Source organism: Legionella sainthelensi (assembly GCF_900637685.1).
Lineage (GTDB): Bacteria > Pseudomonadota > Gammaproteobacteria > Legionellales > Legionellaceae > Legionella > Legionella sainthelensi.
This window is the reverse complement of sequence record NZ_LR134388.1, coordinates 276533-302500: the sequence shown is the minus strand read 5'-3', so window position 1 is coordinate 302500 and position 25968 is coordinate 276533. Positions and strand designations below refer to the sequence as shown.

Here is a 25968-nt window from a genome sequence, read left to right as displayed (position 1 = left end):
TCACTTTACGTGTAGCAAAGGGGCATCAATCCCTTTTTACCCCCACAGTACTCACCCGTATTGAAAGTGCATTAAGTCTATATTATCAAGAGCAGGTAAAAATTAATCTAAACAGCGATGAGTCAGTTCAAGCCTCCCCTGCTCAACAAAAAGAACAGATAATGCAACAAAAACAAAAAAATGCTGAAAGTGCATTACTTAATGACCCCGTATTCCAGCAACTTCAGCAAGAATTTTCAGCAGAATTGGTCAAAAATTCTATTGTCTCATTACAAGATGACTTATAATATATGCGATTTAAACCCTAAACATATGAGGTCCTAACAAATGGATATGAATCAAAATCTTGGTAACCTAATGAAAGAAGCGCAAAAAATGCAACAACGCATGCAAGAAGCGCAACAGCAGTTAAGCCAATTAGTGGTTACCGGTGAAGCTGGTGGTGGCATGGTAGTAATTAAGATGAATGGCCGACATGATGCGACTGAAGTGAAAATTAAACCATCCATGATGGAAGAGGATGTTGAAATGCTCGAAGATTTAGTAGCAGCTGCTATTAACGATGCCGTACGAAAAATTGAAAAAGCATCTAAAGAAAAAATCAGCCAATTAACCGCAGGCCTTAATATTCCTACTGACTTAATGGGTGGCGATAAGGGCGATAAGGAATAATCCTAAGCATGGATATTTTAACTCGCTTGGTCGAAGCACTCCGCTGTCTTCCAGGCGTAGGCCCAAAATCTGCGCAACGTATGGTTTTTCACTTGCTCCAGCATCAACGGCAGCGAGGATTGCTCCTGGCTTCTTGCTTGGAGCAAGCAATGAATCAAATACAGCATTGTGAGCGTTGTGCTAATTACACCGAGCACAACCTTTGTGCTATCTGCCAAAACGCAGATAGAGACGCCTCCTTACTTTGTGTCGTAGAAAGTCCAGCCGATGTATCCGCTATAGAACAAAGCAATGCCTTTAAAGGTAAATATTTCGTCCTTATGGGAAAAATCTCTCCACTGGATGGATTAGGACCGGATGACATAGGGCTACCACGACTCAAAGAGCTTATCATTCAAGAAAATATTAAAGAAGTAATATTAGCGTTGAGTCCTAGTGTAGAAGGACAAACCACCATCCATTTTATTCATCAACTTTTGCGTGATCAGCCAGTAAATATGACGCAGTTAGCTCATGGTATACCTTCAGGCGGAGAATTAGAGTTTTTGGATGGTAATACTATAGGGAACGCTCTTCGTAACAGAGCAATAATCCATGTTTAAATCAGTATGCCGTAACAAGTATATGAGACTCTTTCCGAAGCTCACCCTAGACAGAAAGATACAAGAGAACCCCGAGTGTGTGGATACACAGTTACATGTAGACTCAAGAGCCATGTTAAAAAAACAGAATTTCTCTCCAGTAAAGATCACGAAAAAATCTTTCTTCCTATTATTGATGCTCCTCTTTACAGGTTTAGCAAACGCGTCTTTTTATAAAAATTTATGGCCCAAATGGGAGGTGAGTAATCCATTATCACATAAAGTAATTAACCATCAACTTTGGCAAACTTTTCTAAACCGTCGCGTCATTACTAATGAGGAAAATATCAATCTCGTTGATTATAACCATATGACTCAAATAGATTTAAACTTGTTGAAAGATTATTTAAAAAGCATGTCAGAAATCAATATTGATAATTACAACCGTAATGAACAACTCGCTTATTGGATTAATGTTTATAATGCGTTGACAGTACAAATTGTTGCTAACTATTACCCTATTACTACAATTCAAGAAATTAATATTTCGCCCGGTTTATTCAGTGTAGGTCCTTGGGGAGCTAATTTAATCACGATTAAGAGTACTCCTTTAACTCTGGATGATATCAATAATCGTATTATTAGAGCGGTTTGGAACGATCCTCGTACTCATTATGCTTTAAATAATGCCACTATCGGGGCTCCAAACTTAAGTAGAAAAGCCTATCAAGGAAATAAGCTAGAAGAACAATTAAATCAAGCGGCTACAACTTATATTAATTCTCTTAGAGGAGTGCATGTTGTCGAGGGAAATCTCATAACTTCTAAAATCTATGAATGGTATGAAGAGGACTTTGGCGGCACAAAACAAGATGTAGTTTTTCATTTATTAATATTTGCTAATGAACCGTTACAAAGTCAACTGAAGCATATCAATAGTATTGATGGTTATATCTATAATTGGCATATTAATAGTCCTACGACCGATCTTTGATGAAAAAAGTATGTAGGCTCGCCCTATTTTTAATTTTAAGATCTATAATTGACTTATAAATATAAATAGTCGTATTAAGATTTCTAATGAAAAAACTAATGAAGTATTTTCCTATTTTACGTACTTTATTTTATTCAATTTATGTTTTTTTGTTTTGCAGTTAGCATTGGTTTATACCAACAACAGTAGTTTTGTTAATGCGATAAAACTTCCGACACAAATTTGGATAGAATTAATCACAACGTTCATAATTCACCTCTCTCTTTATATACTATTGTCATTAATTCAGACATTTCTGCTTATTGGAATACTAAAACGCTCATGGCATTATTTTTCTGAGCAGCAATGGATTATTATTATTTGGGTACTCAGTGTTTGCGCCATACTAAGTGCAAATAGCTATTATTTTCCACTTAGTATATTTAGCAAACTCTTTTCACCTCCAATACCAGAATCATTTATGCTTATAGTATTAAGCGTTTCAGTATCAGGATTAAGCCTTTTAATCATTAACGGCATTATTTATCGAAAAAGTTTATATACGTTAGCAGTCATAGCCATTCTTCCTTTAATCGTAAATCTGACTCATAATCAACCTAGCCAACCCTCTACTAGTGAAAAACCTAACATTATCTTATTAGGAATAGATTCCCTAAGTCCAGATAGTGTTAACTCCAAAAGCATGCCTTTTTTCTCTAAACTAGTAAACCAAAGCACTCAATTTACTGATTCAATCAGCCCACTTGCAAGGACCTACCCTGCATGGTCAAGTATTTTAACGGGATTATATGCAGAACATCATCATGGCGAAGAAAATTTAGTAGCAAAAGATATGGTCAAAAGTGAGTTAAGTATCGCTTGGATGCTTAAAAGACAAGGATACACCACAATTTATGCGACAGACGACAGGCGATTTAATAATATAGACAAGGAGTTTGGGTTTGAAGACGTTATTGGTCCTAAGCTCGGTATTAATGATGTCATTCTTGGAACGTCTAATGATTTGCCACTCTCTAATCTGCTAATTAACTTTCGAATTGGCTCCTGGCTATTTCCTTATAATTACAGTAATCGAGCGAGTTATTTCTCTTACTACCCACAAACATTTACAACTAAATTAAAACACGACCTCGCCTCAGAGGTACACACTATGCCGGTTTTTTTGGGAGTTCATTTCACACTCCCGCACTGGCCTTATGCATGGGCATCATCCTTACCTGAACAAGTTAATAATGAATTTAGTCTTGAGAAAAGAGATGTTCTTTATCAACAAGCTTTAAAAAAAGTCGATAAACAATTTGAATCTTTTTTCATGTACTTACAAGAAAATCATTATTTGGATAACTGTCTTCTAATCGTGTTAAGCGATCATGGGGAAGTGTTGTACCATCCTAACTCTCGTTTAACTAATTATTCTAATTATCAAGGATCGCTTCCTAGCAAATTTGCAGAATACCTCAAAGAAAAAACCGCTACTGATTTAAATAAAAGTGCAGGTCATGGTTCAGATATATTAAGTCCTAAACAGTATCATAATGTATTGGCTTTCAGAATTTATAAAAACGGACAATTAATTACAAAGGATGACAAAATTAACACGAGAGTTGCATTAATTGATCTTTCACCTACAATTCTCGATTTTCTACATTTGCAAAATAAGCAAAAAATGGATGGAATTTCATTACTTCCTGCCGTGCTGAATCCTAACTATATTTTACCAAAACGGACGTTTTTTATTGAAAGCGGCATATTCCCTAACCAAAAATTATCAAAAGAGAAATCCATAAATATTGGTCATTTATTTTATATGGTTAACCCTGAAACAGGGGAGCTTGAAATTAAACCTAATAAAATGCAATATTTTGAAAAGCAAAAGCTCTATGGAATAATCAAAAATAATTGGGTGCTGGTCCTTTACCCCGATGATAAGAATTATATACCCGTGATTCAAAACCTCTCTACTGGTGCCTGGGATGATGATCTAAAAAGCAACTTTGCGAAAGCCACACCTGCTGCTCAAATGTATCTACAACTCCATCAGTTTTATGGAAAAAAACTCTTTTTGCCTTTACCTTAACTTTATAGCGTATGCATTAAGTTCGGAATAAAATACACATAAAGTTCGGTAAAAAAGTGTACGCAAATAGACGACTGGACTGGGCAAAACTATCTTGCACAATGTATAAAACTTAATAGCAGCTGACTCAGTAGAACTGAGTTGATTTTTCTAGGATAATCCGATTTATTAATTTGTTATAAAGGAGTAAAAATGAATCGTGGCGGTTTTTCCTGGAAAAGACTTGTTGGTATCTCTGCTTTAAAGGCCAAAATCTCAAGAAAGATTGGCATCCCGCTGACTCAATCTGGCAGAGAAAGAAAATTAGGTGCTTTTGTCATTCAATTATTACGAACCATATTATTAGAAAAAAAGAAAAAACAATAAGAGTTGTTGCTATTCACTTTACTCCTACGTGTTGCATAAAGCACGTAGGCCATAAGGGCTATTGGCCAAAAGAACCTAATTAATGTTGCAATAGCATAATGGGATTTTGAACTTACGAGTATCGAAAATAATTGCAAGCAGACAATAAACTTGCCAAAATTAGGCATCAATATCATGCCTAAACCTAGAGAGTCTAATGCTACAATCAAGCTATCTGCTATTTATTGATGAAGATCCAATCAGTGACGAGCTAAAAAATTATTTTGCACAATTTAATATAAAAATAGTTCAAAAAAAACAGCTTGAACCAATGCAAAATATATCAGGAGTACCTGCAGCAATTCTAATTCATTGGTCGATTTTAAAAAGTGATCCGCAGATGATTCATCAGTTTTATACAAACTATCCTGTACCTTTATTAGTGATAAACGGTACCGCAGATGAAGATGCATGTATTCAAGTACTCGAAGCAGGGGCTGATGATTTCATAGTAAAGCCTCTTTATCCCAGGGAGCTGCATGCGCGAATAAGTGCCATTAATCGGCGTGTTTTAAGAGCACAACACCACATTGAGTATGAAAAAGAAGTGCTTATTTTTTCCAACTGGAAACTTTATCCTGCATCCAGACAAGTTTTTCGCGATGACCATCAAGAATTGTCATTAAGTGCAGGGGAGTATGATTTATTACTCACTTTTGTTCAACAACCACAACGAGTTTTAGATCGAGAGCTTTTATTACAAATTACTAAAAATAGCGATCTAAATCCTTTTGATCGAAGAATTGATGTACAAATAAGCAGACTGCGTCAAAAAATCGAGGTGGATGCAAAAAAACCTGCATTAATTAAAACTATTCGCAACGGCGGCTATATGTTTACCGCACAAGTCATCGCGTTAAAAGAAAGTGATATAAGGTCTTAATTTTTATAGTCTTAGAAGCGGGACAAGCAACTCCTGGAAATGTATTCATGTATATCTGTTTGAACCACATCCCTTGAATGGAACGAGCACCACGCACTAAGTTCAATACAACGCTGCAAGGCAACTATTTTTTTGTTGCAAAAAGCTCTAGAATTTGTGGCTTTTTACCTATTTTAAACATTTTCACACTTTTAATCGTATTATCTCCTACTTTTAATATTTCAATACGATAACTGTCTATAGTTAAACATGATTCTGCTGGTGGAATGTAGCCAAGATATTCAACAATTAAGCCACTTAAAGTTTTGGGGCCGATATGCGGTAATTGCCACCCCATTAATCGATTTAAATGGCGTAACGTTAAACTCGCATCCACAATAACTGAGCCATCATTTTGAGGCGTGATATCTCGACTCAATGCAGCTACATCTGTAGTAAACTCACCTACAATCTCTTCAAGAATATCTTCCATTGTGACTAATCCTTGAATGTTTCCATATTCATCAACCACAAAAGAGCTGCGCTTTTTCATTTTTTTAAAATTCGAGAGCTGGACATTTAATGGGGTAGCCTCAGGAATATAATAGGGCTCATCCGCTGCATGCAGTAAACTATTAAGATCCAATTTATCTTCTATAGCCAGATTTAAAGCATCGCGCATGTGAATCATTCCTACTAAATCATCTACTGAATCACGGTATAAAGGTAGTCTGGTATGCTTTGCAGTTTCCAATTGCTCCAATATTTCTGACCAAGGTTTTTCGATATCGATCCCAACAATCTCTGATTTAGGAATCATGATGTCTTCCACTGTGGCTGTTTCTAAATCTAAGAGACTAATCAACATGCTTTTATGCTCAACAGGCAATAATCCCCCCGCCTCATGAACTACTGAGCGTAATTCTTCACCGGTTAATGCTTCTTTTTGCATTTTATCCACAGAGACACGGAATAAGCGTAAGACCCCGTTAGACATTGAACTGCTTACATAGACTAAAGGCGCAAAAATCCATTGCAAAATTCTTAATGGCAACGACGTGGCAAAAGCAACTTTTTGGGGGTGAATGGCAGCAAATGTTTTAGGAATCATTTCCGAAAATACTAAGATGACTAGTGTTAAAAGAGCTGTTGCTACAGCAATTCCAACATCCCCATAGAGATGCTGGCCAATCAAAGTTGCTATTGTTGAGGCAAAAATATTGGCCAATGTATTACCGATTAACACCACACTTAATAATCGATCCGGACGGGCAAGAATCTGATTCACTCTAATGGCTTGCTTGTTTCCTTTCTTTACTAGATGTTTTAATTTGTACCGATTAATAGACATCATTCCGATTTCAGTACCAGCAAAAAAAGCAGCCAGTAAGATTAAAAATAATAATAGGATGGATAGAGTAGAAAGATGAAGTTCCACCGAGTTTCCTTAAGCTTTTAGAACAGGAAATAAAGTATCACATGGTTTGAAAGAAAGCGAGATGAGGAATAAGTCCCAAAATCAGGTTCGTCAGAAAATTCCAGAAAAAGTAGCAGAGTCCTACAGTTCACGCCACTGCATTTCCAAGAAGGAAATAAGCCAAGATGTGCTCAGCACCATACCAACTTTAGGTATGTGGATCTACAGCCCGACGCTATTCGCTAAGAATGTGTCATTATTCATTATAATTATATCAAATGATGCCTACACAGAAGCACAGCATTTACCTGAGCATTTATAACATAACGTATTAATATTCAGGTAATGCTGCACGCTTAAACCAATGTGGTTTGTATTATGCTGGTGAATTTACTCATCTTAAAACGTTATTTATTCTCATTAAAACGAGAAACGCTGGATAAAATTTCTTTGAAAGCCTCGTCAGGGCCAACCCAACCATCGAGTTTCACCCATTTCCCTTCTTCTAAGTCTTTGTAATGGCTGAAAAAATGTTCTACTGATCGCAATAAATGCTGAGGCAAGCTTTCATAGGATTGAATGGACTCATAAATTTTAGTTAACTTGTTTGTCGGTACAGCTAGGATCTTAGCATCAATACCGGATTCATCCGTCATTTTTAACATTCCTACCGCTCTGCATGGAATAACAGACCCACCGACCAAAGGAACCGGAGTTACAACAAGCACATCTACAGGATCTCCATCTTCAGATAAAGTCTGAGGAATATAGCCATAATTAGCAGGATAAAACATGGGCGTTGTCAAAAAGCGATCCACGAATAACACTCCGGATTCTTTATTCATTTCATATTTTACTGGTTCACTGTGCATAGGAATTTCTATAACCACATTAATTTCTTTTGGTAAATCGCGACCACTACTGATTTTCATTAAACTCATTGATTCCCCCTCCCTTTAATAATCGAATAAAAATGAATAAGCTCTCACAAAATAAATTTGACCTAAAATTGTGAAAGGTACATATGGCGGCTATTATGCGAAAAATCATGCCAAAAGGCAAAGATAAGCTGTTGCAATATAAGTTAGCAATGTATAATAGCTTATTTATACATAATAATGAGATTGCTTATGAATTGCTTGTTTTGCAAAATTGCACAAGGTGCAATCCCTGCATCAGTAGTTTTTGAAGATGATGAGATAATGGCATTTCGTGATCTGAATCCGCAAGCTCCTAAGCATGTACTGATAATACCAAAGCAGCATATTTCTACGTTGAATGATGCCAGCGATGAACACCAAACCCTGTTGGGAAAAATGATGTTAAGGGCAAAAAAAATTGCTCACGCTGAAGGAATTAGTGATTCAGGCTATCGATTAGTTCTTAACATCAATTCCGACGGAGGCCAGACAGTGTATCATATTCATTTACATTTACTGGGCGGACGTCACATGACTTGGCCACCAGGTTAGGAATTACTATGGAACAATTATATACAGAACTATTAAAACTAATTGGTGAAGATGTAACTCGTGAGGGTTTGATAGATACTCCTGCACGTGCAGCAAACGCAATGCATTACTTGACTAAAGGCTATCAAGAGAATCTTGAGGACATTATCAATGGCGCTCTATTCGAATCTGATATGAGCGAAATGGTTATAGTCAAAGATATAGAAATGTATTCAATGTGTGAACACCATCTACTCCCCTTCCTTGGCAAATGTCATGTTGGGTACCTCCCTCATGGAAAAGTAATTGGCTTGTCTAAAATAGCACGTATCGTTGATTATTTTGCAAGACGGTTACAAATTCAAGAGCGCCTAACTACAGAAATAGCCAATTGTATTGAATCAATTACTGGCGCACGTGGTGTAGCCGTTGTTATTGAAGCAAAACACCTTTGCATGATGATGCGTGGCGTGGAAAAACAAAACTCGGTGATGACAACTTCTGTAATGCTTGGTGACATGCGTAATAACCCAACAAGTAGGTCTGAGTTTTTGACTTTAATTCATGGGAAATAAACATTGAAGAATCTGAATGTTTCCTAATCCGAGATAATACATAAAATGCATAGATGATACCTCACTTATGTTTATTTCGAGTCAATAATTATTTCACGGATCTTTTCATTTTCTTTATAGGTACGTAAAAGCATTACTCCCTGCTGAATCAATGTCTCTTAGGCTCAAGTTAGGAATTTCTGATTTCTACCTGCTCAAGGGCGATGCTTGCGTCTTTGTATAAAAATGAATTTCAGCTCAGGTTACGTGAAAAGGCTTCAAAGATATGTTGCGTACATCATTTATGCCACATTTTGATAGCGCACCAAGCTAAAAACCTAGGCCCGACACAAATACATCTTATTTTTTATGTCGGGCCTAGGTTAGACGCACATCATGATATGATGCAAATCACTAAAACTACTCTTCCTCATTACTGTCTTGAGAGGCCTCTACACTTGATGGCTCAGGACTACCTTCTTCAACGAGTGTCGCTGCTTCTTCATTCTTTGGTTTATCTTTCCATTCAAGTTTCACCCTGCCTTGTTTATCAATACCAGCAACAAACACTTCTATTTCCTGTCCTTCTTGTAAAACGGTATCGACTTTTTGAGCTCTATCATTACAGATTTGCGAAATGTGCAGCAATCCATCTTTGCCAGGTAATAGATTGATGAAGGCACCAAAATCAACGATTTTACTCACTTTACCTTGATAAGTTTGACCCACTTCAATTTCAGCGATTAAAGATTTAATTTGCTTTTGAGCTTCTTCTAATGCCTGCAAGTCAGGTGAAAATAATTGCACGACACCTGTATCATCTATATCGATAGAAACTCCAGTACTATCAATAAGACCTTTGATTGTCGCGCCACCTTTACCAATAATTGTGCGAATCTTATCTTCAGCAACTTTCATGGTAGTAATTCTAGGAGCATGTTGTGATAGTTCTTCCCTATGCTCTGCTAATGCATTATTCATTACTCCAAGAATGTGCATACGTCCTGCCAAAGCTTGATCTAGAGCTTGTTCCATAATTTCACTGGTGATTCCCTGAATTTTGATGTCCATTTGTAACGCAGTGATTCCATGCTCTGTACCAGCTACTTTGAAATCCATGTCACCTAAATGATCTTCATCCCCCAATATATCAGTAAGAACAGCATAACGATCACCTTCTTTAATCAAACCCATTGCAACTCCAGCAACAGGTGCTTTGAGCGGAACACCGGCATCCATAAGTGCCAAACTTGTGCCACAAACTGTAGCCATAGAACTTGAACCGTTCGATTCAGTAATTTCTGAAACAACTCTTAGAACATAAGGGAATTCATTTGACTCTGGTAGAACGGCCATAATCGCACGTTTTGCTAAACGGCCATGTCCGATTTCTCTGCGCTTAGGACTGCCAATCATACCCGTTTCCCCTACTGAATAAGGAGGAAAGTTGTAATGGAGCATGAAGCGGTCTTTTGTTTCTCCAGTAATGTTATCAAGTATTTGCGCATCCCGCTCATTTCCCAAAGTAGCAACAACTATAGCTTGGGTCTCGCCGCGGGTGAATAAAACAGAGCCATGAGCTCTTTCTAGTAACTTTGTGCGAATCGCTATAGGTCGTACTGTTTTACAATCCCGACCATCAATTCGAGGCTCTCCATCAAGTATGCGATTTCTGACTGTGGCGCTCTCTAGCTCAACAAATAGATTACTGATGATATCAGCATTCAATTCTTCATTTTCGGCTTGTAACGCTGTAATAGTCTGGTCTTTTAATTCGGCTAAGCGTTGATAACGCTCTTGTTTGTCTTTGATAAGATAAGCAGCTTCAACTTCATGTTTTATCATATCAGACACACGTGACTGCAAATTCACATCTACCTCACGAGGACTCCAGTCCCAACGCGCCTTGCCTCCTTGAGCAGCCAGTTCTTCTATTCCTTTAATCACATTCTTCATCATTTCATGACCGAACATGATCGCTCCGCGCATAATGTCTTCACTTAATTCTTTAGCTTCTGACTCAACCATCAAAATAGCACTTTTAGTTCCAGCAACAACCAGATCTAATTTAGAGTGTTCCAGCTCTTTTCTACTTGGGTTTAATAAATAAATACCATCTCGGTAACCAACACGGGCAGCGCCAATTGGTCCATTAAATGGAACCCCAGAAAGAGCTAAAGCAGCAGATGAGGCTATCATTGCTACGATGTCAGGAGACACTTCAGGATTTAATGAAAGAACTGTAGCTATTACTTGCACTTCGTTACAAAAGCCCTCAGGAAATAGAGGCCGAATAGGACGATCAATCAGTCTAGAAATTAATGTTTCGAGTTCTGTAGGTCTGCCTTCGCGTTTGTTAAATCCCCCTGGTATTTTTCCTACAGCGTAAAATTTTTCCTGGTAATTTACTGTCAGAGGAAAAAATCCACTGTTTTCACCACCGTCTTTTTTTCCAACTACAGTAGCTAACACTTGGGTACCATTCATACTGGCAAAAACTGCTCCATCAGCTTGTCGTGCTACTTCACCAGTTTCTAATATAAGAGTGTGGTCACCAAATGCTATTTCTTTTGTAAACTTCGCCACGTAAGCTCCCTCATTAAGTAATTATAACGAAAAAAAGGCGCAGAAAATTGCGCCTTTATTTAAAGTATTTGTTTTTATAAAGCACATTTCTAACGAAATGTTTTTGCCCATTAATCAATAAGAATCTCTCAATTCTAAAGATTGGATTAATGTTTGATAACGTGCTCCATTTTTACGCTTTAAATATTTTAATAATTTGCGACGCTTATTCACTAACTCTTGTAGCCCACGTCGAGAATGAAAATCTTTCTTATGTTCTTTAAAATGCTCTGTTAAATATTTGATACGGCTTGTAATGATAGAAACCTGAACTTCAGGTGAACCAGTATCTTTATCAGAACGTTGGTAATCTTTTACAATTGCTGCTTTATCCGCGCTATTTAGCGACATTATACACTCCCGGAACTACTATGTGTTCATTCAAAGGCAAACATTCTACCAAGGCAAAGTCAACGAAACAAGTACTACAAATTAATTTTGTGCAAAAATTTCATATTTAGTTCGCTTCATTCGTTAACTAAAATGAAAAAATTAGAAAGAAAGTAACCGTTTCGCTTTAATAGTACCATTGGTGCTTCGCTCACCCAACCCAATAAATTGTGCTCTTGCATCGTAAAGACGGACACAATCAGCCAGTTCAACATTTATTTTATTTGTGATTACTCTACCCTGCCGTATAGTAATCACTTCATCGTCCAAAAGCGTCACTTGCTCAAGATAACCAACAGCCCTATCTATAGGAATTAAACAAGCTTTTCTTTCGGTCAAAGACATTGCCTCTAATTCATCAAGAGAATACATAGGCATATCATTTAAGCCAGCAGTATAGACTCGATGTAAGTGAGTCACATGTGCTCCAACTCCTAATACATCACCGATATCTTCCACCAAATTTCGAATATAGGTTCCTTTGCTGCAAGTTACCGTCAAAGAAAACTGTACCCCATCAAATGCATTGAGTTCCAACTCGCTGATCAAAATTTCACGAGCGGGTCGCTCTATATCTATCCCTTTTCGAGCGAAACAATAAAGTGGAGTTCCCTGATGTTTTAATGCAGAAAACATAGATGGCACCTGTTTTATAACGCCCTTATGCTTTTCTAGAACTTCAATTAACTGCTGCGAAGAAATTGTAAACATATCTACTCGCGCAATTTCTTCGCCTGTTGCATCGGCGGTATTTGTCTTAATACCTAGCAAACCGGTAGTCTGATAACATTTATCTGCTTCAAGCAAAAACTGACAAATTTTTGTTGCTTCACCAAAACAGATAGGTAACATGCCTGTAGCAAGAGGGTCTAAGCTCCCAGTATGCCCTGCTTTTTTAGCACTTAATAATCTTTTTACTTTTTGTAACGCATAATTAGATGTCATTCCTTGCGGTTTATTAAGCAAAAGAATTCCATCAATTTTTGTTGATGAAGTACTACTCACTTTCATGGTCATCAGGCGGCGCTACTTTATCAATTAACCGACTCAATCGTTGTCCATACTCAATTGACTCATCATAAACGAAATGAAGTTGTGGAACTGTACGTAAGGTAATGCTACGCGCTAAAACACTACGTAAATAACTTGAAGCTGCATTTAAAATGGATGCGACCATTTCACGATCGTCATTAAGCACTGTAAAATACACTTTAGCATGCCCCAAGTCAGCAGCAACTTTCACTGCTGATATAGTCACAAATCCAGTTAGTCGTGGATCTTTTACTTCTTTCGGTATAATCTGAGCCAGCTTTCGCTGAATCATTTCAGCTACTCTGTCTGTACGTTTAAAATTATGACTCATCTATAGATCACGCTTAATTTCAACTGTTTCATATACTTCGATTAAATCACCTGGTCTCACGTCATTGTAATTTTTCACGCCAATACCGCATTCAAATCCTTGGCGAACTTCAATAACATCATCCTTAAATCTTCGTAAAGATTCTAAAGTACCTTCGTAAATAACCACATTAGCCCGCAACACACGAATAGGATTGTTACGCTTAATCACTCCTTCTACAACCATGCAACCGGCGATTGCACCAATTTTGGGTGACTTAAATACGTCACGAACTTCGGCGGTACCAACAATTTCCTCTTTAAATTGTGGTGCAAGCATTCCCGATAAAGCACCTTTAATTTGATCAACGATGTCATAAATAACACTGTAATAATGTATTGGTACCGATTCGTGTTCCGCAAGTTTTTTAGCACTACTATCTGCCCGCACGTTAAAACCAACTAAAATTGCATCAGATGCAATCGCAAGATGAACATCCGACTCGGTAATACCGCCTACACCACTAGATATAACAGCAACTTTAACTTCATCAGTAGATAATTTCACTAAAGCATCGGAAATTGCTTCAAGAGATCCTTGTACATCAGCCTTGAGGACAACATTCAGTGCTTTAGATTCTCCAGCAGCCATATTTTCCATGATGCCTTCAATTGTTGACTTTTGGCGTCTCGCAAGTTTTACATCACGGAATTTACCTTGGCGGAATAAAGCTACTTCTCGAGCTTTTTTCTCATCAGAAACCACTACAGCTTCATCTCCTGCATGAGGGATTGCAGATAGGCCAAGTACCTCTACTGGAATCGAGGGGCCTGCATGCTCTACCATATCACCATTATCGCCTACTAAAGCACGTACGCGGCCATATTGGAAACCGGCGAGAAGAATATCACCTTTACGCAAGGTACCACTTTGCACCAATACAGTAGCAACGGGCCCCCTTCCTTTATCTAAACGAGATTCAATAACTACACCTTTTGCAGCACCATCAGTAAATGCAGTTAGCTCTAAAACTTCTGATTGCAATAGTATTGAATCAAGTAAATCATCATCCCCATTCCAGATTTAGCAGAAATATTAACAAACATAGTATCTCCACCCCATGCTTCTGGAATCACTTCATGAACCGTCAATTCATTCATAACTCGTTCTGGATCAGCATCGGGTTTGTCCATTTTATTAATAGCAACTATGATGGGTACTTTTGCCGCTTTTGCATGCTGGATTGCTTCTACAGTTTGGGGCTTAACTCCATCATCTGCTGCAACAATCAAAATTACAATATCAGTTACTTTAGCTCCACGAGCTCGCATCGCTGTAAATGCAGCATGGCCTGGTGTATCTAGGAAGGTGATATCGCCTTTAGGGGTACTCACATGGTAAGCACCTATATGTTGGGTAATACCGCCTGCTTCACCTGAAGCAACTTTAGTACGACGAATATAGTCAAGTAAAGATGTTTTTCCATGATCAACATGCCCCATAATCGTCACAACAGGAGCCCTAGATTCGTGATGGCTTCCCTCAGTAATAGACTCACCTAAACCGGCCTCGATTGCGTCTTCTTTAATAACACGGGCTTTATGGCCCATTTCTTCAATAACAATCACTGCAGTTTCTTGATCAATCACTTGGTTTATAGTAGCCATTGCACCAAGGGACATCATAACTTTTATCACTTCTGCAGCTTTTACTGACATTCTTTTCGCCAATTCAGCAACGGTAATCGTTTCTGGAAGTAAAACTTCTCTTACTACGGGTGCAGTTGGCAAAGCGAAACCATGCTTTAATGATTCCTCAGCTTCTCTATATTTATCAGACTTTTCAGTTCCCTTACGTTTTTTGAATTTACTACGCCCACCGCGTCTATGAGTCTCTTGATCCTCTTCATCACGATCGTAAGTTTGGTATTTTGGCTTTTTCTTAGCTTTTCTAAAATCAGATGAATCAGGCTCAGGTACCTGCTCTGTGTGTTTCTTCTTAATAGGCTTTTCAAGTTTATGATCTTCTTTTAGTGATAGCTCAGCTATTTCTTCAAGCGCAGAGGTCTCTTCAGTAGTATCCGACACCGACTTTTCTAAAAATTGTTCTACCTTTTCTTCTTCACTGACAGGCTCTTCATTTTGTGTTTCTTGATTCTGTTCCACATTTGTTTCAGATGGCGTCTGTGCTGCTTCAAGAACTGATTCTGTAGATTCTTCTATAGAAGAAGTTTCAAGCACAATTTCCTCAGGCTGTTGTTCGGGTACAATTTCTTCTGCGGTGACTATAGGCTCTTCGGGTTCAGGTTGCTCTATGACAGGACTTCGCTTGACAAAAACTTTCTTTTTGCGAACTTCAATATTAACGGTCTTTCCACTATAAGCATCATGGCCAATAGTTACTTGCGATAAGCTTTTTCGTCTTAAAGTAATTCTTTCAGGCGCGACATTCGTATCGCGCAAAGAAGTTTTCTTCAAGTGATTGAGAAGAATTCGTTTTTGCTCTTCATTCACAGTTTGTTGATCATCTTTAAAAGATAATCCTGCTTCCTGTAACTGGTTCAATAGGCGCTCAACCGGAATACCCACAACTTGAGCTAATTGCTTAACCGTCACATCCGCCATATTTTAATCCCCTTTCTGCAGTAACTTTATTATCTGCGTATCATTTGTACTACAATATTATCAAAATATCCATGGCTCTATAAAAACCATGGCTCTCTAGCCTTCATAATTAAAGCAGCGGCTTTATCTTCTGTCATGCCATCAAGTTCTAATAACTCATCTACAGATTGCTCTGCTAAATCTTCCATAGATATAATTCCTCGAGTAGCTAATTGATTAGCGAGATCGTGGGTCATCCCTTCCATTGTGAGCAAAGAATCGTCAGGTAAACCAGATAAATCTTTATTGGAAGAAAGAGCCATAGTAAGTAAGTTATCGTTCGCTCTATTCCGGAGCTCTTCAACGATTTCTTCATCAAATTCTTCGATAGCTAAAAGCTCTTCTTTAGGTACATAGGCAATCTCTTCGAGCGAAGAAAAACCATGTGCTACTAATAATGTAGCTATTTCTTCATCAATTTCCAGTGCAGAAGTAAATAATTTAATAATTTTGCTAGACTCTTCTAAGTTCTTATTTTCAAACTCGTCTGTAGTCATAACATTCAGAGTCCAACCTGTTAATTGGCTTGCTAAGCGAACATTTTGGCCATTTCTACCAATTGCTTGCGATAACTGATCTTTTTCTACAGCAAGATCCATAGTATGTGTATCTTCATCAACTACAATAGAAGATATATCTGCTGGTGCCATGGCATTTATAACTAATTGAGCTGGATTATCATCCCATAGAATGATATCAACTCGCTCGCCACCAAGCTCACTGGAAACTGCCTGAACACGGGCGCCGCGCATACCAACGCATGCACCTACTGGATCAATACGGCCATCATTCGTTTTAACTGCGATTTTTGCTCTATTTCCTGGATCACGAGCAGCGGCTTTAACTTCAATAACATTTTCACCGATTTCAGGTACTTCAATGCGGAAAAGTTCAATCAGCATTTCATTACGAGTACGGCTGACAAATAATTGAGGCCCTCGTGCTTGTGGTGTTATTTCATATAAATAGGCTCGAACTCTATCATTGGGACGAAACATCTCATGGGGAAGCATTTCCGTTCGAGGTAAGAATGCTTCTGCTTTTCCACCTAGGTCAATAATAATATTGTCTCTAGTTACTTTTTTTACAGTGCCATAAATCAACTGTCCTAGCTTGCCTCTAAATTGATCGATCACTAACTCACGTTCTGCTTCTCTAACCTTTTGCATAATTACTTGACGAGCTGCTTGAGCTTCAATCCGACCAAACTCAATGGAAGGCATTGATTCTTCGATACGATCGCCTACGTTTACTGAAGGGTTACGAGTCCTGGCTTGTTCTAAAGTAAGCTGGCGATCTGGGTATTCAAGATCATCATCATTCACGACATCCCAATATCTAAAAGTTTCATGATCCCCAGTACGTGGATCTAATTTAATTCTGACTCCAATATCTAGCCCAAAGATCTTGCGAGTTGCAGACTCTAATGCGGCCTGAATAGCAAGTATAATAACGTCCTTACTTACACCTCTTTCGTTTGATAACGCCTCTGCAACCAGTAACAATTCTTTGCTCATTGTTCGCCTCTCTATACTGTCAAACTTGCTTTCACAATATTTGAAAAAAGTAATTCGTGATCTTCATTGCCTAGATTAAGCACTATAGAAGTTTCAGAAGCTGAAACTAGAGTGCCAATTAATTTACGTTTACCGCCAAGTGGCTTAAAAGTTTTCACCTGAATCTCCTGCCCCAAGTATCGTTGATATTGCCAACTTTTAAACAGAGGCCTAGGGATACCAGGAGAGGATACTTCTAAACTATAATTACCATGAATTGGATCCTCTACATCAAGTAAAGCACTTACTTGATGGCTTACTGCTTCACAATCATCAATTGTTATTCCATCAGATTTATCGATGTATATTCGCAATAAAGAATGCTTACCTTGTGAAAGATATTCACATCCCCAAAGTTCATAGCCCATATCAGCAATTGAAGGAGCTAATAAATGTTCTAACTCATCTTGTATCATAATATTTATTAATTTCAATAAGGCATATCAGCCTAATACAAATACAGTACAGTAACCTAGCTGAAGATAAACATCCATGCCGAAATCCTATAGGCAGAAATTTCGCAGAATGACTTTATTCTCCAGGGCTACTATTATCTTTGTGCAGTTACAAATTAAATATAATCCTAAAAAGTTGATTTACTGTGAAGGATTGTATGTAAACCGTTTCACTGTAATCTAATTACCTTTTTTAAGATAATAAAAAACCCCATAAATGGGGTTCTTAATAAGTGGTAGCGGGGGCAGGATTTGAACCTACGACCTTCGGGTTATGAGCCCGACGAGCTACCAGGCTGCTCCACCCCGCGTCAACTGATGAGAAGTATACTGAGACTCTTCGTTCTTAGCAAGTACTTTCGTTCAAGTTTGTTAATTAAATGTGTTCTGCATCAAAAAAAGCCCAATTTATGATGCAGAAATAGGTTATTAGGGATTAAGAAGCAAAAGCATTGATACACATTACTATTAAAGCACTGGGAAAAATACCCAAATAAAGCAATGATAAGCAGTTGAAAGAGAAAATAAAAACGTTACCTTTATTTACAATAACCGGCTCATTACTAATAGGCTTATCGAAATACATTAATTTAACAATACGCAAGTAATAATAAGCACCGATAACTGTAAAGAATAGACCCACTACTGCAACCCAAGTCATTTGTGCATCGACTAAAGCTTTCAGCACGAGTAATTTGGTTAGAAATCCAACTGTAGGAGGAACACCTGCCATTGAAAACATAATGATTAGCATCATAAATGCAAGCCAAGGGCTTCTCTTGCTAAGTCCCTTTAAATCGTCAACACTGTCAATTTCCATTCCTTGACTTGACATTAAGACAATCAATCCAAAAGCAGCAGCTGAAGTAATTGCATAAACTACAATATAGTAAAGAGCTGCTGAATATCCTGACGCACTTGCTGCTAGAATACCAAACAAAGCATATCCTATATGGGAAATCGCTGAATAAGCCAGTAAGCGTTTAATACTACTCTGAACTACTGCAAATAAATTTCCTAACCCTGTTGACAACAGCGTAATTACCAGCAAAATTTGTTGCCATTGCGTACTGATATCTACCAATCCAATAGTAAGCAACCTAAAAGTCATACCAACTGCAGCGATTTTGGGTGCAGCACTAATAAATAATGTAACGGAACTGGGTGCTCCTTGATAAACATCAGGAGCCCACATATGAAAAGGTACAGCAGCTAATTTGAAAGCAACTCCTGATAAAATGAATACTAGCGCAAAAGATAGTAATGCATTTTGTTGTTGCCAATTTGCTGCAATTGCATTGGCAACATCCAAGAGATCTAATTTCCCGGTAGCGCCATAAATTAAAGACATACCATATAAAAGCATAGCCGATGCAATGGATCCCATTACAAAATATTTCATTGCAGCTTCAGAAGAATCACCATCTGTTCTGCGAATAGCTGTCATGGCATACAAAGGTAACGATAATAATTCTAAACCTAAAAATACAGTTAACAAGGAATGAGCAGAAACAAGAAGCATCATACCTAGTGCAGAAAACATACCTAAGACATAATAATCACCAGATGGCATTTGACGCTCATCTATATAGTTTCTTGAATAGATGAAGCTAAGCAAAACAGTAATGTAGATAAAAAACTTCATGATATTAGCTACATCGTCACTAATAAATAAACCACTCAAAGTAATAACTTTATACATCCCAATGTAAAAAAAGCTAATTAAGGCAGCTATAATCAATCCGATACAGGATATAAAATAGGCGATTGACTTATATCGATGCCTTAAAAATAAATCGGCAAGCAATGCGATACAGGCTGTAGCTAAAACAACCATTTCAGGAAGTGCTACATGAATATTTTCTAGTAATGCTGTCATATTGATTAACCTTGATTACAGTTTTGATTGGCTTGCTAATGCTAGAGTATGACTTACAGTTTGATGGATATACTCTAACAATGGCTTAGGATATACACCCATAACAATTACTGCCAAAGCAAGCAAGATATAGGCACTTAACTCAAAGCCCGTAAGGTCTTTTAATGCTGCAACCTTCTCATTAGCTATAGGACCAAAAATGACTCGTTTATACATCCAGAGGTTATAACCTGCTGAAGTAATTAACGTTGTTGCGGCCCAAAATGCAACCCAGAAGCCCGCTTTAAGCGAACCTATAATTACCATAAATTCTCCGACAAATCCCGAGGTTCCTGGAAGCCCCGCATTTGCCATACAGAAGAGCATAAAGAACGAAGCGAAAATAGGCATCGTATTTACGATTCCTCCAAAATCCGCTAATTTTCGTGTATGCATTCGATCATAAATATACCCGACACCAGCAAAAAGACCGCTAGAGACAAAAGCATGTGAAATCATTACGACAATTGCACCTTCTAAGATCAAACCGGCTCCACTTAAACCTGATTGTTTCGCAATGGCAAAAATGGCAAAAGATCCAAGGGTTACAAACCCCATATGCGAAATTGAAGAGTATGCAATAAGTCGTTTCATATCTTTCTGAATAATTGCCACCAAAGCAATATAGACAATCGCGATTAAAGATAGAGCAATCATTACCCCAGCATATCGACTACATGCATCAGGCACTATGGGTAAAGAAAAACGAATAAATCCGTAAGCTCCTAATTTTAGTAAAATTGCCGCTAAAACGACAGATCCACCCGCTGGTGCTTCTGTATGAGCATCTGGTAACCAAGTATGAACAGGAAACATAGGAATTTTTATGGCGAAACCTAAGAAAAAGGCAATAAAAATCAATGTTTGTGCTGTCATACCAAGTTTAATGGCATAAAAGGCTTCAATATTAAATGTACCAGCGATATATCCCATATATAAAAAGCTTGCCAGCATTAGCACCGAGCCCAAAAAGGTATATAAGAAAAACTTAATGGCAGCATAAACGCGATTATCTGAACCCCAGATACCGATAATCAGATACATGGGAATCAGTGTTGCTTCCCAAAATATATAGAATAAAATGGCGTCTAAAGCTGAAAATACTCCAACCAATAGGCCCTGCATAATTAAAAATGCAGCTAAATATTGAGAAACTCTATTGGTGATGCTCTCCCAAGTAGCTAAAAGCACAATTAAGTTAGTAAAAACACTAAGCACGATGAGTAGCAAAGATAATCCATCAATACCTAGGCTATAGCTAATCCCTAAAGCCGGTATCCATGGAAACTCTTCTAGATATTGCATTCCTAATATTTTGGTATCAAAACCTGCAATAAGAGGGATACAAAGCAACAAGCAAAGTATTACCGTGAATAAAGCCAAGTAGCGTGAAATATTCGGGTTACGATCATCTCCTACGAGAAGAACAAAAACACCGCCTATTATGGGCAACCAAATTAGTAAATTGAGCAAATAATGCATACCTTCACCCTATATTCAGCCGAGTATCAACCAGCATAAAAATCCAAATAACCCCAATACCATTACTGCCGCATAATGATACAGATAACCACTTTGTATCGCGCGACCTTTAGCTGAAAACCATCTAATAAGTCGACTACTGCCATTTACAACCATTCCATCGATTAATTTCTGATCACCGACGTTATAAAATATTCGTCCTATTCCCTTGGAGCCTTTGACAATAAATAAATTGTTAAAGGCATCGAAGCCATATTTATTAACAAGTATTTTATAAATTAGTGAAAAGCGACGTGCTAGTTGTCCTGGGATAGATGGAGCAGCTATATAGCAAACCCATGCAATAGCTACACCAATTAAAGTAATCCAAAGTGCCAAGGATGACACTGAATGCAACATACTTTCAAAAGGTGAAGTAATTTCATGAGCCATCTCTGCAAGCACATTATGTTGCGGGAGTACAAACAAAGAGGAGCTAATTAGGCTCGGGGTATCAAATAGCATAGGCATATAAAGTACATAGCCCAATATAACAGAAGGGATAGCTAGTAGAACAAGCGGGAGCCATACAACCCATGGTGATTCATGGATATGAGTTAAGGTGTGCTCATCCATACGTGGTTTACCATGAAAAGTCATAAATAAAGATCTAAAAGTGTAGAGTGCCGTTACTCCTGCCCCAAGGAGTACACAATAATACGCATAACTACCTCCTGGAATCTGTGATAATTGCGCTGCTTCAATAATTGTATCTTTTGAATAAAATCCTGCGAAAGGCGGAAACGCGCATAAAGCTAAAGAGCCTATAAAATAAGTCACATAGGTAATGGGCATTTTATTCCACAAGCCACCCATTTTTCTCATATCTTGTTCATGATGCATACCGATGATTACTGAACCGGCACCAAGGAACAACAACGCTTTAAAACATGCGTGTGTTAGCAGATGAAAAATACCTGCACTATAAGCCGAAGCCCCCATGGCCACCATCATATAACCTAATTGAGACAGAGTTGAATAAGCAACAACCCGTTTAATGTCATTCATAACCAAAGCTAAAATTCCGGTGAAAAGCGCACCGCTGGCACCAATTACCAATACAACACTTAATGCAGTAGTAGAGTACTCAATAAGCGGGGAGATACGCGCTATCATAAATACCCCAGCTGTAACCATAGTTGCAGCATGTATAAGTGCGGAAATTGGAGTCGGACCTTCCATAGATTCAGGTAACCATACATGCAAAGGTATTTGTGCCGATTTACCCATGGCCCCAACATATAAAGCCAAACAAATTACAGTCATCAATGACCAGGGATGTCCTTGAAATAACTCTATATTTTGAGTTGCTAAGTAGTTTGCATTTTGAAATACAGTTGCATAATCAATACTCCCTGTATACGCAAAAACAAGCCCAATACCTAACAGGAAACCGAAATCGCCTACGCGATTCACAATAAATGCTTTCAAGCTGCCTTCATTAGCAGACTCTTTCTGATACCAAAATCCAATAAGCAAATAGGAAACAAGACCTACACCTTCCCAGCCAAAAAATAATTGTAAGAAATTGTTCGCAGTCACCAACATCAACATCATAAAGGTAAATAGCGAAATATAGCTAAAAAACCGTTGATATCCATCATCATCTTCCATATACCCAATACTGTATATATGTACTAGTAACGATACAAAGTTAACGATAACCAGCATAACGGTACTTAACGGATCAATCAAAAATCCTATATTAAACTCAAATGGAAGAATTAGCCCACCTGTTGCCCAATGATATACGACTGTGTTCTCCGTTGGGATGCGTCCTGAGAAAAGTTGACACGCTATATATACGGATACTGCGAAAGAGATCGCAACACCCAAAATGGTGACAGTATGAGCTCCAGCTCTTCCTATTTGATTACGAAAGAAGCCAGCAATCATAGAGCCTACGAGGGGCGCTAAAACAATTATTAGACAAAGTTGTTGGATACTCACAATGTTAACCTTTTAAATGATTCATCTTATCAACGTTAATGTTACCTCTATTTCTAAAAAGCAACATCACTATGGCTAAACCTATAGCCGCTTCTGCAGCAGCCACAGTTAATATAAAAAAGACAAAGACTTGTCCACTAATTTCGCTATAATAATGTGAAAATGCAACAAAATTCGTGTTCACTGCGAGTAACATTAATTCGATGCAAACTAGCAATAAAATGATGTTTCTTCGATTCATCATAATGCCAATAAGCCCAAAACCAAATAATATAGCTCCTAAAATTAGGTAATGATTAACAGGTATCATCTAGAATTCCCCAATATTTATTTTTCTGCTTTCATATTAATTAATTCTACTCGCTGATTTTTATGCGTTAGAATCTGTTGTTTGACATTTTGTCTTTTCGATTTTCTTGGGCCTCTATGCACCAAAGTGATTGCGGAAATGATTGCTATTAGTAATAAAGCAGCTGCAATCTCAAAAGCCAATAAATAATCGGTATACAACACCATACCTAAAGCTTCAGTATTTGATAATGGTCGTTGCGCTTCAGTGGCATTTTGTTTTTCCTCTAGTAGTTGTGAGCTAATTGCATAACCTTTAACCTCTACGTTTTTCTTAAAGGTCCCTGAAGGAATAGACACCATTAGAAGTCCAATGAACAAAGCTACAAGAATCAGCCCAAAGGGTAAATAACGTTTATGGCTCTTCATTATTTCAACATCAATGTTAAGCATCATGACGACAAATAAAAATAACGTCATCACTGCGCCTACATAAACCAACACAAGAATAAGCGCGAGAAACTCCGACTCAGCAAGTATCCACAAAGCAGCACTGGCGAAAAAAGCGAGTACGAGGAATAACACGCTACGTACTGGGTTATCTTGGATAATTACCATAAAGGCAGCGCCAATTGCTAATGCTGCAAAGACATAAAAAATTACTTGAACTAATAAATCATGCATAAAAATTACCTCATCATCGGTATTTTTCGTCAGCAGCTCGATCCGCTGCAAGTTTTGGTTCCATCAAATCACCAAGTGCCAATAGCTTTTCTTTGGTCATAATGTTTTGACCTCGCTCACTTACATGATAATGATGTATGGGGGTAACAACAATAGAATCTACAGGGCAAGATTCCTCACATAAACCACAATTAATGCATTTAAACATATCAATATCATATCGTGTGGTGCGACGGGTACCATCTTCACGTGGCTCTGCTTCAATTGTGATGGCCAAAGCAGGACAAACAGCCTCACATAACTTACACGCGATACAGCGCTCTTCACCATTTGGGTAACGGCGCAACGCGAGCAACCCTCTAAAACGGGGAGAAATGGGTGTTTTTTCTTCGGGAAATTGCACTGTTATTTTTTTCTTAAAGAAATATTTACCGGTTAACTTTAAACCCAATAATAATTCTATTAAAAGAAAACTTCGTAAGTAATATTTTATATTTTGATATGCTTTTTTCATCGGCTTCTCTATTAATCATCAAAACCAAGGTTTGAGATGTGTTATAACCATTAAGGCAGTTACAATAATCCAAACGATGGTGACTGGAATAAGTACTTTCCAACCTAAACGCATAAGCTGGTCATAACGATAACGAGGAAAAGTTGCCCTGATCCACAAATATACGTAAAGGAAAAAGCATACTTTTACGAGCAACCAAACAAAACCAGGAACAATAAAAAAAATGTCTTCTAAAATCGGCATCCCCTCAAATGGAGACATCCAGCCACCGAGAAACAAGACACTAAGTAATACTGAGATTAGAATCATGCTGGCATATTCGGACAAGAAAAATAGTGCAAATCCTATCCCAGAGTATTCGACGTGGAACCCTGCAACAATTTCAGACTCTCCTTCAGCCAAATCAAAGGGAGCTCGATTTGTTTCAGCAATTCCTGCGATCCAAAATACAAAAAGAGTGGCAGCAATGGAATAAACCACCAGTGTAAAATACCCCCTCTCTGCGAATTGACCACGTCCGTTAGGTTCATGCTTCCTGCTGCGAGCAATACTCCTACCAAAGCAAAACCCATCGCAATTTCATAAGAGACAGTCTGTGCAGTACTTCTTAAGGCACCAAACATCGCATATTTAGAATTAGATGCCCAACCTGCAATGAGCACCCCATAAACACCTAACGAGCTCATTGCAAAAATATAGAGCACGCCTGCATTAATGTTTGCTAGAACCACTCCTTCTTGAAATGGAACGACAGCCCAGCCGACCAATGCAGGCACCAATGCAAACAATGGTGCAGCAATAAATAGGTATCTATTCGATCGCGTAGGAATAATGATTTCTTTTGTAATCAATTTAACAAGGTCAGCAATAGGCTGAAGCAACCCTTTAACACCTACTCGGTTTGGACCTATACGAGCCTGGATGTATCCTATTACTTTACGCTCAGCGTAGATCAAATAGGCTACACAAAGTAACAAAGGGATTACTATCACTAGTATTTTAATGATGACCCAAATTAATATGCTAATATCTTGCAGCATTTCTTTACC

The 25968-nt window shown here is 38.0% G+C and carries 24 protein-coding genes, 1 tRNA gene and 3 pseudogenes (1 of these 28 running past the window's edge); 10 read left to right on the top strand and 18 right to left on the bottom strand.

Features of this window, described 5'->3' with window-relative positions; translation table 11 throughout:
• From dnaX to EL220_RS01250, 7 genes are all read left to right on the top strand, one after another.
• Positions 1-287 carry the 3' end of a DNA polymerase III subunit gamma/tau gene (gene dnaX / locus EL220_RS01275; protein ID WP_027272554.1) on the top strand. The gene continues 1363 nt to the left of window position 1, outside the view, so the window shows 287 of its 1650 coding nt (coding positions 1364-1650); its start codon lies off the left edge, out of view; the stop codon is at positions 285-287.
• Positions 288-327: 40 nt separating this feature from the next.
• The gene (locus EL220_RS01270; protein ID WP_003633327.1) at positions 328-672 is read left to right on the top strand and encodes a YbaB/EbfC family nucleoid-associated protein; all 345 of its coding nucleotides are present in this window, start codon (positions 328-330) and stop codon (positions 670-672) included.
• 8 nt (positions 673-680) lie between these two features.
• The gene (recR, locus tag EL220_RS01265) at positions 681-1274 is read left to right on the top strand and encodes a recombination mediator RecR (protein ID WP_027272553.1); all 594 of its coding nucleotides are present in this window, start codon (positions 681-683) and stop codon (positions 1272-1274) included.
• 112 nt (positions 1275-1386) lie between these two features.
• Positions 1387-2247, top strand: a complete 861-nt coding sequence (locus EL220_RS01260) for a DUF547 domain-containing protein (protein ID WP_035906707.1) — start codon at positions 1387-1389, stop codon at positions 2245-2247.
• A gap of 460 nt (positions 2248-2707) precedes the next feature.
• Complete coding sequence (locus EL220_RS01255; protein ID WP_232002569.1) at positions 2708-4324, top strand: sulfatase-like hydrolase/transferase; 1617 nt, start codon at positions 2708-2710, stop codon at positions 4322-4324.
• Positions 4325-4516: 192 nt separating this feature from the next.
• Positions 4517-4690 carry a hypothetical protein gene (locus tag EL220_RS18100; RefSeq protein WP_164480581.1) on the top strand — a complete coding sequence of 58 codons (174 nt, stop codon included), beginning with the start codon at positions 4517-4519 and terminating at the stop codon, positions 4688-4690.
• 196 nt (positions 4691-4886) lie between these two features.
• Positions 4887-5612 carry a winged helix-turn-helix domain-containing protein gene (locus tag EL220_RS01250; RefSeq protein ID WP_027272550.1) on the top strand — a complete coding sequence of 242 codons (726 nt, stop codon included), beginning with the start codon at positions 4887-4889 and terminating at the stop codon, positions 5610-5612.
• Positions 5613-5736: 124 nt separating this feature from the next.
• Here the strand turns inward: EL220_RS01250 and EL220_RS01245 are convergent, their stop codons facing one another.
• Positions 5737-7029 carry an HlyC/CorC family transporter gene (locus tag EL220_RS01245; RefSeq protein ID WP_027272549.1) on the bottom strand — a complete coding sequence of 431 codons (1293 nt, stop codon included), beginning with the start codon at positions 7027-7029 and terminating at the stop codon, positions 5737-5739.
• Between the two features lie 61 nt (positions 7030-7090).
• Here EL220_RS01245 and EL220_RS01240 point away from each other — a divergent pair, with 61 nt between their 5' ends.
• Positions 7091-7330 carry a hypothetical protein gene (locus EL220_RS01240; RefSeq protein WP_027272548.1) on the top strand — a complete coding sequence of 80 codons (240 nt, stop codon included), beginning with the start codon at positions 7091-7093 and terminating at the stop codon, positions 7328-7330.
• An 85-nt stretch (positions 7331-7415) separates the two neighbouring features.
• Here the strand turns inward: EL220_RS01240 and ppa are convergent, their stop codons facing one another.
• The gene (gene ppa, locus EL220_RS01235; RefSeq protein ID WP_027272547.1) at positions 7416-7949 is read right to left on the bottom strand and encodes an inorganic diphosphatase; all 534 of its coding nucleotides are present in this window, start codon (positions 7947-7949) and stop codon (positions 7416-7418) included.
• A 189-nt stretch (positions 7950-8138) separates the two neighbouring features.
• On the opposite strand from ppa, the gene EL220_RS01230 reads away from it, so the two are divergent.
• Together EL220_RS01230 and folE are read left to right on the top strand one after the other, a co-directional pair.
• Positions 8139-8480, top strand: a complete 342-nt coding sequence (locus EL220_RS01230) for a histidine triad nucleotide-binding protein (RefSeq protein ID WP_027272546.1) — start codon at positions 8139-8141, stop codon at positions 8478-8480.
• 8 nt (positions 8481-8488) lie between these two features.
• Positions 8489-9034, top strand: coding sequence for a GTP cyclohydrolase I FolE (folE, locus tag EL220_RS01225; RefSeq protein ID WP_027272545.1), 546 nt, complete (start codon positions 8489-8491; stop codon positions 9032-9034).
• Between the two features lie 399 nt (positions 9035-9433).
• On the opposite strand, the gene pnp is transcribed toward folE, so the two are convergent.
• The 16 genes and pseudogenes from pnp to nuoH form a co-directional block, all read right to left on the bottom strand.
• Complete coding sequence (gene pnp / locus EL220_RS01220; protein WP_027272544.1) at positions 9434-11599, bottom strand: polyribonucleotide nucleotidyltransferase; 2166 nt, start codon at positions 11597-11599, stop codon at positions 9434-9436.
• 114 nt (positions 11600-11713) lie between these two features.
• Positions 11714-11989: a 30S ribosomal protein S15 gene (gene rpsO, locus EL220_RS01215; protein WP_003633340.1), complete on the bottom strand. Its 276-nt coding sequence runs from the start codon at positions 11987-11989 to the stop codon at positions 11714-11716.
• Between the two features lie 141 nt (positions 11990-12130).
• Positions 12131-13039 carry a tRNA pseudouridine(55) synthase TruB gene (gene truB / locus EL220_RS01210; RefSeq protein WP_027272543.1) on the bottom strand — a complete coding sequence of 303 codons (909 nt, stop codon included), beginning with the start codon at positions 13037-13039 and terminating at the stop codon, positions 12131-12133.
• The gene (gene rbfA / locus EL220_RS01205) at positions 13026-13391 is read right to left on the bottom strand and encodes a 30S ribosome-binding factor RbfA (protein ID WP_012978771.1); all 366 of its coding nucleotides are present in this window, start codon (positions 13389-13391) and stop codon (positions 13026-13028) included. Before rbfA ends, truB begins: the two co-directional genes overlap by 14 nt.
• Positions 13392-15406 (bottom strand): annotated as a pseudogene (gene infB, locus EL220_RS01200) (translation initiation factor IF-2); the annotation flags it as partial. It abuts the gene before it with no gap.
• Positions 15407-15604: 198 nt separating this feature from the next.
• Positions 15605-15994, bottom strand: a pseudogene (locus tag EL220_RS19870) (translation initiation factor IF-2 associated domain-containing protein); the annotation flags it as partial.
• Positions 15995-16071: 77 nt separating this feature from the next.
• Positions 16072-17550 (bottom strand): transcription termination factor NusA, encoded by a 1479-nt coding sequence (nusA, locus tag EL220_RS01195; RefSeq protein WP_027272541.1) that lies wholly within the window; start codon positions 17548-17550, stop codon positions 16072-16074.
• Positions 17551-17561: 11 nt separating this feature from the next.
• Entirely contained in the window at positions 17562-18005 is a 444-nt protein-coding gene (gene rimP, locus EL220_RS01190; protein ID WP_027272540.1) for a ribosome maturation factor RimP, read from the bottom strand.
• A gap of 273 nt (positions 18006-18278) precedes the next feature.
• Positions 18279-18355 (bottom strand) — tRNA-Met (locus EL220_RS01185).
• A 125-nt stretch (positions 18356-18480) separates the two neighbouring features.
• Positions 18481-19923: an NADH-quinone oxidoreductase subunit NuoN gene (nuoN, locus tag EL220_RS01180; RefSeq protein ID WP_027272539.1), complete on the bottom strand. Its 1443-nt coding sequence runs from the start codon at positions 19921-19923 to the stop codon at positions 18481-18483.
• A gap of 15 nt (positions 19924-19938) precedes the next feature.
• Positions 19939-21444 (bottom strand): complex I subunit 4 family protein, encoded by a 1506-nt coding sequence (locus tag EL220_RS01175; protein WP_027272538.1) that lies wholly within the window; start codon positions 21442-21444, stop codon positions 19939-19941.
• 15 nt (positions 21445-21459) lie between these two features.
• The gene (nuoL, locus tag EL220_RS01170) at positions 21460-23433 is read right to left on the bottom strand and encodes an NADH-quinone oxidoreductase subunit L (RefSeq protein WP_027272537.1); all 1974 of its coding nucleotides are present in this window, start codon (positions 23431-23433) and stop codon (positions 21460-21462) included.
• 4 nt (positions 23434-23437) lie between these two features.
• On the bottom strand, positions 23438-23743 hold the full coding sequence (gene nuoK, locus EL220_RS01165; protein WP_027272536.1) for an NADH-quinone oxidoreductase subunit NuoK: 306 nt from the start codon (positions 23741-23743) through the stop codon (positions 23438-23440).
• Between the two features lie 17 nt (positions 23744-23760).
• Positions 23761-24405, bottom strand: coding sequence for an NADH-quinone oxidoreductase subunit J (locus tag EL220_RS01160; RefSeq protein ID WP_027272535.1), 645 nt, complete (start codon positions 24403-24405; stop codon positions 23761-23763).
• 13 nt (positions 24406-24418) lie between these two features.
• The gene (nuoI, locus tag EL220_RS01155; RefSeq protein WP_027272534.1) at positions 24419-24919 is read right to left on the bottom strand and encodes an NADH-quinone oxidoreductase subunit NuoI; all 501 of its coding nucleotides are present in this window, start codon (positions 24917-24919) and stop codon (positions 24419-24421) included.
• Positions 24920-24937: 18 nt separating this feature from the next.
• A pseudogene (gene nuoH / locus EL220_RS01150) lies at positions 24938-25959 on the bottom strand (NADH-quinone oxidoreductase subunit NuoH).
• Positions 25960-25968: the final 9 nt, after the last annotated feature.